This window comes from Rhodothermales bacterium (assembly GCA_034439735.1).
In the GTDB taxonomy this organism is placed as follows: Bacteria; Bacteroidota; Rhodothermia; order Rhodothermales; family JAHQVL01; genus JAWKNW01.
This window is the reverse complement of sequence record JAWXAX010000189.1, coordinates 1-7,412: the sequence shown is the minus strand read 5'-3', so window position 1 is coordinate 7,412 and position 7,412 is coordinate 1. Positions and strand designations below refer to the sequence as shown.

The 7,412-nt window shown below is 62.1% G+C and carries 6 protein-coding genes; 2 read left to right on the top strand and 4 right to left on the bottom strand.

The genetic code is table 11. The features are described 5' to 3' along the window. From SH809_14290 to SH809_14275, 4 genes are all read right to left on the bottom strand, one after another. Positions 1–922, bottom strand: a 922-nt coding sequence (locus SH809_14290; protein ID MDZ4700875.1) for a DUF1028 domain-containing protein, incomplete at its 3' end; no start/stop codon positions are given. 50 nt (positions 923–972) lie between these two features. Next, entirely contained in the window at positions 973–1,506 is a 534-nt protein-coding gene (locus SH809_14285) for a hypothetical protein (protein ID MDZ4700874.1), read from the bottom strand. Beyond that, positions 1,503–2,027 carry a hypothetical protein gene (locus SH809_14280; protein MDZ4700873.1) on the bottom strand — a complete coding sequence of 175 codons (525 nt, stop codon included), beginning with the start codon at positions 2,025–2,027 and terminating at the stop codon, positions 1,503–1,505. Before SH809_14280 ends, SH809_14285 begins: the two co-directional genes overlap by 4 nt. A 40-nt stretch (positions 2,028–2,067) precedes the next feature. Continuing rightward, the gene (locus SH809_14275; protein MDZ4700872.1) at positions 2,068–2,541 is read right to left on the bottom strand and encodes a heme-binding domain-containing protein; all 474 of its coding nucleotides are present in this window, start codon (positions 2,539–2,541) and stop codon (positions 2,068–2,070) included. 1,303 nt (positions 2,542–3,844) lie between these two features. Between SH809_14275 and SH809_14270 the strand changes: the two genes are divergently transcribed. Continuing rightward, positions 3,845–6,670, top strand: a complete 2,826-nt coding sequence (locus SH809_14270) for an SUMF1/EgtB/PvdO family nonheme iron enzyme (GenBank protein ID MDZ4700871.1) — start codon at positions 3,845–3,847, stop codon at positions 6,668–6,670. Positions 6,671–6,897: 227 nt separating this feature from the next. Next, a complete protein-coding gene (locus tag SH809_14265) occupies positions 6,898–7,032 on the top strand; it encodes a hypothetical protein (protein MDZ4700870.1) in 135 nt (44 codons plus the stop codon). Positions 7,033–7,412 lie beyond the last annotated feature (380 nt).

The window sequence follows — 7,412 nt, the reverse complement described above, 5'->3', positions numbered from 1 at the left end:
GGATGAGGTCGGCCCAGCGGGGGTCCTGGCGGTAGGCGCGCTGGAGGTAGGACAGGGCCTGATCGGCGTCGCCGGCGTCCAGCAGGGTGATGCCCACCCAGAACGGGGCCTCGCCGTTGGTGGCCTCGTCGGGCAAGATCTCCATCGCCACGGAGTAGGCCTCCAGCGCCTTCGAGAAGTCCCCCTTCGTCACCCAGCCGTCGCCCTCGTTGAGTTTCAGGTAGGCGCGCTGCATCGTCACGAGCCGGCGCAACTCGGTGACGGGGTCCGGATGATCCTCAACACGCAAATCGAATAACCGATCTTCCCATGAACGCCCCGTCGGAGCGCCGGAGACGATGAGGATGGCGGCCGACTGCCGGCCTCGGATATCGCCGCCTTCCCCCTCGGCGGCTTCTAGCGCCTTCAAGAGGCGCTCGGCCAGGTCGCCCTCCGCGGTTTCGTAGGCCCTCGCCATCGCGCCCCACACGGTCGGATTTTCCATGAGGTTGGCCTGGACGGTGTACTGGGCGCCCATGTGGTGACCGGCGGCCTCGATGGCTCGCGCCCCGGTGTGCGCATCCGCCCGCCCGAGGGCGTCGACCATGCCGACCTGCCGGACTTCTCGCCCGCCGTCTGCCTCCAACAACCCGGCGAGCGCCTCCGGGGCGCTACGGCCGGCACGCATCATCGCCAGCCCGAGCGGGCCATACGAGGGGTCGATAAACGACTGCGTGGCCACGGCGCCGACGCCGGCTTCCGCCCAGGTGACGATCGAACCCACCGAAAACCAGTGAGATTGCACCGCGACACCCAACTGCCCGGTCACGGAGTCCCGCGCGACGATCGAATACGTGGCTACCGGGCGCTCATCGGTCAGCTTCTGGGCAGTGGCCGGCGTGGCCAGCAGGGAGAACAGTACAAGCAGCGATGCGATGCGCATGGACATGGATGTCGTTGATGGGGGATGGAGCCTCGCCGAAAGGTACGAACTCAACGCTCGAATCGAAACGCGCCGCTTTCGATGCCTACGAGGCCGATACCGGGAATAAACGACACCCGCAGCGCCTCAACCCCCTCCTTCAACTGTTCGTAGACGATGACATCGCGCGATACGCCATCCACCACCCGCGGCTCTCGTCCGACGCGGTAGCGCGCATCGCCGAAGGCGTACGTGGCTCCCGTTGCCGTCGGATGCTGGAAAAATCCAGGCTGCAACAGCGTGTGGGCGCTATCGGTCAGGCGCCAGTAGAGTCCGTCTTCGGTCTGGCGGACAAAGAGGTGCCCCGCTTCTCGGATTTCGTCGCCTTCTTTGAGGGTCACCTGCACCTGCATATAGGCGTCGCCGGCGATCCAAGCTTCGTGCTCGACCGTAAAATGAAGCCGGGCTCCGGGCGGTGACTGGACGAGCGCGAACGTATGGCCCTCTTCCATTGATATGAGTGGGACGGGCGCCTGTGCCGGCTGGCATCCCAACATGACGCCATACAGCGCGGCGACCGCGACGCCAGCCGCACGCATCATCATGGGGTGGGAAGATACTTCGGGGGGATGGGGCCGGCGTCGTCGCGACCATCGAACATCCAGCCGAGAATCCACCAGCGGGCGCCGTCGTGGTACAGCTGGATGCTGTTGATCCCACGGCCGCCCAACGGGCCGTCCTGCGTGGTGCGCCATTCATACGTGCTCCAGACATTGGCCGTGACGCCGAATTGCGACACCTGTCGGTGGATTTCGTATTCGAAGAAGCCCTGCTCGGCGATCCCCGCGCTCGCTTTGTGAAAATCCCCCAGCGACATTACCTGCGCCTCTGGCCGGCCATCCACCGTGCGCACAATGGTGATCTGCGCCGATGGGTGGTGGAGCGTACTGTCGCGCGCCCACTGCCGCGGCTGGCCGGCGGGGCCGGAGACGACCTCGTAATAGGCCTTCATGATGCCCTCGATCGAGGATACGTCGGCCGCGTGCGGAAACGGCTGCGCGTACGCGGCGACCGCCACGAGCATCAGCGCGGTGGCCAGGCTGGCGGAACGGAAATACAGTTTCAATGGGATGTTTGGGCGGATGGGTGAGAGCTACGCCCGCGACTCACGGCGCCGGAGCACCCGGTGGCGGCCGGCGTTGCCGTTCGATCGGCGGATCCTGGTCGAACGAGGCCTTTAATCCCGCAAGCAACACCTGCGTTTCGTCGGGCGTTAACTTCGCCTCTCCGTGGAGGATGAGGTAGTCCCACAGGGGCATCTCGCCTTCGTTGATCACTTCCTCGATCTCCTCGAAGTTCTCGTTGGGCCGATCCCACTCCGAGAAGTTCATGTGCTCGCGTCCCTCCGCCACGTGGTCCGCCACACGCCAGGAGAGCGGGGCGATGTAGGCATACCAGGGCCACTTCGTCTGGTTGCTGTGGCAGTCGAAACACGCCCGCTCCGCGATCTCGCGGGTCTGCGGGGAGTCCCAGCGGAGTTCGCGGGTGGCCGGCGGGTTCGTGCGGTCGACGGGGAAAAACTGGATCAGGATTAAAACGGCGGGGATCCCGTAGGCGAGGAGGCGTACGATGAACTTCATTTCGAATACCGGGTGGTGAGGGTGATGCTGAGCGGAAGGTAACTTCCGGCGCGTGTCGATGCCAGAATTTGGGATGAGGGAATGGTTAGAAGGGTTGAACCGGCGGAGCCAGGCACCATCCCGTAGAGACGCCATACCTTGCGTCTCCACCACGTATCCGCCGGCGCGGCGTCAATCGGAATGCCGGACACGATATATCGTACCCCTACGGATTGCGCGACCTGAACGAAGCGGTTATTTTGGCGAGGTCTAACACGCCCTACGTCTTCATCCCACCTCCAGACCTCGATGAGCCAGCCCATCGTATTGTCACGTTGGATCAATTTGTCGTCTGAATATCCATCCGATGAATATCGTTGAAGTCATCACGCTCATTAACTGACGTTACGCGCTCACAGCGCGAAGGTCATACTGAGACCTTTAGCCTGGCTTCGCGGGGCTTTCTTATCTGGCATGAACGTATGGTTAGATGCGAAATCGCCAATTCCCATATCCCTAAGTCATCCTGAGCGTAGTCGAAGGACCTCCCGGACGTACGAGAGGCCCTTCGACTACGCTCAGGGTGACACGATAGGGGTTGTTTTTCGCTATTATGCCCGGTTTTTCGAGTACATGTACCCCGCTGAGCTGTTTTATAGGATTTTTCGACCATTATCGAACAGAGCGTTCATTAGCAACGTAGTGAAGGACCTTCCTACGACGCGACCGATGGCGTTTTTTTAACGCGGGCGTCCTGGACTCGGACCGATTCCAGGCCATCCTCGCCCGCCATCATCTCACCGATGCGTGGCGGCACTTCGTCCGGCATTTCCTTACTGACACGCCATGACCTTCGACCTGCCTCAAATTCTCGCTGCAAAACGCGCCTTCCGTTCGAAGTTAGCCGCGTGCGATATTACGGAGAAGTTGCGGATGCTCGACGCTATGTGCGAGCGAGCGCATACCTTGCGCGCGCTCCGGTCCACGGCCACTGATTCAATGGTCGTTCGTGCGGACCCTCCTGCGCACAAATTCTCAGGCGAGGCGGATTCAGATCCACGGTAACCGGCCCCTGCCTGAGATCCGGATCAACTACTCTTTCGCATCGAGCGCCATGCCGGCACGCAGAAAAGAATCCGGGCGTGAGCGACAGATCGATGCTTTAGGCTTGCTACTCTAGGTCGCGGCCCAGACCCGAAGGGTTTCCGGGGCACGGCGGTGTTTCAATCGCGGCGTTGAAAAACCCTTCGGGTCTCCTTGCGCGAGGCGCCGCCGGCATGTAAGTTAGCGACGCCTAACCCGCCGACGCGTTGCTACGTGAACCATGCTCAAACCCACCGCGAACCCGCCCATCGTCATGATCAGCAGCACGGCGCTTGACCTGCCCGTGTACCGCGACCAGGTCATGGACGCCTGCCTGCGGCTCGGGCTGATGCCGAAGATGATGGAGCAGCTGCCGGCCGGCGACCCCGGCGCGGTCGAGACGTCGCTCGAAATGGTGGACGAGGCTACCGTCTACGTCGGGATCTTCGCCCACCGCTACGGGACGATTCCGAAGGGCCACGAAACGTCCATCACCCATCAGGAATACGACCGGGCCCGCCTGAAGGGTATCCCGTGTCTGATCTTTGTGATGGACGACGACGTTCCGGTGCCGCCGAAATACTTCGATCGGGGTGTGGCGGCGGAGAAGCTGGAAGCGTTTAAAAAAGCGCTGATGACGGATCACGTGGTGGCCCGCTTCACCACGCCGGAGGACCTGGGAAAGCAGGCGCTGGACAGCCTCCGACGCTACGTGCGCCCGGCTGAGCACGAACGCTCTTCGACCTCGCCCCCCGATATCCCGCCGGAGCCGGCCCCCGTGGATCGTCGCCACGGCCTCCCCGAGATCGACTTCCCCGAACTGCCCCTGACCCCGTACCGGCGCCTCCAGCGCTTCACCCGGGCCGACGCCGGCGTCTTCTTCGGGCGCGACCGCGAGATCGTCAGGCTGTACAACGCCCTGGCCGGCACAGAGTACGGTCCCGTGGTGCTGTTCTACGGCGAAAGCGGCGTGGGGAAGTCCTCCCTGCTGGAGGCCGGCGTGTTTCCCTACCTCGAAACCGTCGCCGACGTACGCATGAAGCGCCGCAAACCCGAACGCGGGCTCTCGGGTACCCTGGCCGATCTGCTGGGTGTTGCGCCGGATCCACAGGCCATCGCCGAGGCCTGGCACCGGATCGAGGAGCGCGGCAAGCCACTGGTCGTCATCCTCGACCAGGTGGAAGAGTACATCACGCTCCCGATGCCCGACCCACGAACCGAGGAGGAGAAAGCGAATGGCGTGGCGGCGCCGGACGAGATGGGGCTGTTCAAACACATCGTGCGCACGGTGTTCGCGGTGAAGGCGACGCGGCCGAAAGGCCGGCTGGTGCTTTCGTTCCGCAAAGAATGGCTGGCCGAGCTGGAAAAGAGCATGGGGGAGGCCGGCATCTCGCCCTACTCGTTTTTTATGGATCGACTGAGCCAGGAAGGCGTGATGGAGATCGTTCGCGGGCCGGCCAGCGCGGAGGCGCTCCGCACGAAATACCGCCTCACTGTTCACCCCGATCTGCCCGCGCTGATTTCCCGAGATATATTGCGCGATACCGGCTCGCCGGCCGCACCGGTCCTCTCGATCCTCCTCGCTCGTATGTGGGAGCGGGCGAAGGCGCTGCCCGGAACTGCACCTGTATTTACGCTGGAGCTCTACGCGACCCTGTCGGAGGAAGGGCTCGGCCTGGGCGATTTCGTGGATCAGCAATTGAAGGAGCTCCGTGAGTGGGATCCGGTAGTAGTGGCGTCCGGTCTGGCCATCGACATCCTCGCGGCGCATGTCACCGAACGCGTGACGGCCGGTGCGCTTTCGGATGCCGACGTGGAGTGCATGTATCCGCATGTGAAGGACCGCGTGCACGCGCTCCGCGCGCGCGCTCAGAAGGCCTATCTGCTCGTCTCAACGCAGGTTGCAGGGGAGGCGGGCCTGGCACACCCAGTCACGCGGCTGGCGCATGACACGCTGGCGCCCATCGTGCTCCAGCGGTACAAGGCCTCTAACGCTTCCGGCCAGCGCGCGGAGCGGTTGCTCGAAAGCAGGGCGCCTGATTGGAAGGATGGGAAGAAAGGCGGTGTGCTCGATGCAGGCAGCCTCGCGGAAGTGCAGAACGGCGCGACAGGAATGCGCAAATGGGATGACGATGAACGACGGCTCGTAAAAGAGAGCCGAAATGCTCGGAAGAATCAACGCTTCACGCTCGGTGCGACGTTCGGCGCCATGGTTCTTCTTTTCAGTGGCATCGTCGGGATGTACGTCTATTCGAATCGCCATAATGTCTGTCTCGGGAGTACGCAAGCCGAGTGGTGCCGGATTTGCATCGACCACGATGGAGAATGGCAGGTAGAAGGCCAAGAAACTGACACGTATTGCGTAGGAGCGACCTTCGATCGCTTGACCGAGGCGGATCTTGTAGAACTTCGTCCAGGTGTGTTTACAATGGTAGGAGACGGCGACGAGGAGCAGCCTATACGGGAGGTCACGATCTCGATGGGATTCAAAATGGGCGCAACGGAAGTCACCCAGGCCCAATGGTACGCCGAAATGGGCGCCAATCCCAGCTACAGTAAAGGCCACAATCTGCCAGTCGAAAACGTCAGTTGGATGATGGCGCAAGCCTTCATCGATAGCTTGAATGCCCGTCACGTCGGTCCGGGGACATTTCGCCTGCCAACCGAAGCAGAATGGGAATACGCCTGCCGCGCCGGCTTCGAGGGCGATTATGGGTTCGACGAGACGGGCAAGCTTACTGACCACGCTTGGATCTCTGAGAACTCAAATTCTCAAACCCAACCCGTTGGCGGAAAAACGAGAAATGCGTTCGGCTTTTACGACATGCATGGCAACGTGTGGGAATGGGTGGAAGATGGATATGCAGCTTATGACTCCACACAAGTAGTCGATCCCGTATTTAAGCCAATGGATACTGACGCGTCGCGCGTCCTGCGCGGCGGCTCGTTCGGCAATGATGCTGAGAACGTCCGCTGCGCCGACCGGTTCGACTTCAATCCCGGCATCGGCAGCCTCAACTTCGGTTTTCGCGTTGTTTTCGCGCCCCCTTACAAAAATGCCGAATGAATGACGAAAATGCTTAATTAAGCGAAGAGGCATGAGGTTGGCTTTACGGTCGGGCTCTGTCCTCTGGTGGAACGACGATGGATGTCGGTATTCACTGGAGGCACGCATTTCCCTGAGCCTGGCAAAAGACGGTCATCTTCACCCGGACGTTCGACCTGCTCACCTGGCTGCTGCCGGCCACGAATCATTTCCCCCGGGCGCACCGATACAGCTACACCGCACGGCTCATGGCGGCGGCGTTTGGGCTCAGCGAAGCGCTGCTGGATGCGCAGCAATCGCGCGGGAATACGCGCCGGGCGGCGCTTGCGCGGGCGTCGGCGGAGGAGCTGGAGGGGGTCGGGTTTCGGTTGGAGGGCGGTTGACGTCTATCATCGGGGGGTATAATTCCTGAAACGGCATGAACGAAAGGGTGGCGTCGCCGCGCGACGCCGCATAATAGCCCCCGAGCTTCAGCTCGGGGGCACGGCCCAGGCGACCTATTTCATAGGGATTGAGCGATATGGGGACATAATTCCTGAAACGGCCATGAACCAAAGGTTGGCGTCGCCGCGCGACGCCGCATAATAGCCCCCGTGCTTCAGGGGGCACGGCCCAGGCGACCTGTTCGTTGTGAATCCCACACCTGGCACACCTCCAGCGAGACGAGAGACGGTGTTGGAGAGACGGTGTTGGAGAGACGGTGTTGGAGAGACGGTGTTGGAGAGACGGTGTTGGAGAGACGGTGTTGGAGAGACGGTGTTGG